The 1,344-nt window shown below is 59.2% G+C and carries 1 rRNA gene; it reads left to right on the forward strand.

The annotated features are described in order from the left end of the window. Positions 1-1,344: ribosomal RNA gene (locus IE231_RS18095) — 16S ribosomal RNA — on the forward strand; the annotation flags it as partial.

The following is a 1,344-nucleotide window of genomic DNA, read 5'->3' on the forward strand; positions in this document are numbered from 1 at the left end:
CTGGCGGCGTGCTTAACACATGCAAGTCGAACGATGATGCCCAGCTTGCTGGGTGGATTAGTGGCGAACGGGTGAGTAACACGTGAGCAACCTGCCCTTGACTCTGGGATAAGCCTGGGAAACTGGGTCTAATACCGGATAGGACTCCTCATCGCATGGTGGGGGGTGGAAAGCCTTGTGCGGTCTTGGATGGGCTCGCGGCCTATCAGCTTGTTGGTGGGGTGATGGCCTACCAAGGCGACGACGGGTAGCCGGCCTGAGAGGGTGACCGGCCACACTGGGACTGAGACACGGCCCAGACTCCTACGGGAGGCAGCAGTGGGGAATATTGCACAATGGGCGCAAGCCTGATGCAGCGACGCCGCGTGGGGGATGACGGCCTTCGGGTTGTAAACCCCTTTCAGCAGGGGACAAGCCTTTCGGGGTGAGGGTACCTGCAGAAGAAGCGCCGGCTAACTACGTGCCAGCAGCCGCGGTAATACGTAGGGCGCGAGCGTTATCCGGAATTATTGGGCGTAAAGAGCTCGTAGGCGGTTTGTCGCGTCTGCTGTGAAAGCCCGGGGCTCAACCCCGGGTCTGCAGTGGGTACGGGCAGGCTGGAGTGCAGTAGGGGAGACTGGAATTCCTGGTGTAGCGGTGAAATGCGCAGATATCAGGAGGAACACCGATGGCGAAGGCAGGTCTCTGGGCTGTAACTGACGCTGAGGAGCGAAAGCATGGGGAGCGAACAGGATTAGATACCCTGGTAGTCCATGCCGTAAACGTTGGGCACTAGGTGTGGGGGCCATTCCACGGTTTCCGCGCCGCAGCTAACGCATTAAGTGCCCCGCCTGGGGAGTACGGCCGCAAGGCTAAAACTCAAAGGAATTGACGGGGGCCCGCACAAGCGGCGGAGCATGCGGATTAATTCGATGCAACGCGAAGAACCTTACCAAGGCTTGACATGTGCCGGACCGTCCCAGAGATGGGGCTTCCCTTCGGGGCCGGTTCACAGGTGGTGCATGGTTGTCGTCAGCTCGTGTCGTGAGATGTTGGGTTAAGTCCCGCAACGAGCGCAACCCTCGTTCCATGTTGCCAGCACGTGATGGTGGGGACTCATGGGAGACTGCCGGGGTCAACTCGGAGGAAGGTGGGGACGACGTCAAATCATCATGCCCCTTATGTCTTGGGCTTCACGCATGCTACAATGGCCGGTACAAAGGGTTGCGATACTGTGAGGTGGAGCCAATCCCAGAAAGCCGGTCTCAGTTCGGATTGGGGTCTGCAACTCGACCCCATGAAGTCGGAGTCGCTAGTAATCGCAGATCAGCAACGCTGCGGTGAATACGTTCCCGGGCCTTGTAC

The organism is Sinomonas cellulolyticus, assembly GCF_014656475.1.
Taxonomy (GTDB): Bacteria; Actinomycetota; Actinomycetes; order Actinomycetales; family Micrococcaceae; genus Sinomonas; species Sinomonas cellulolyticus.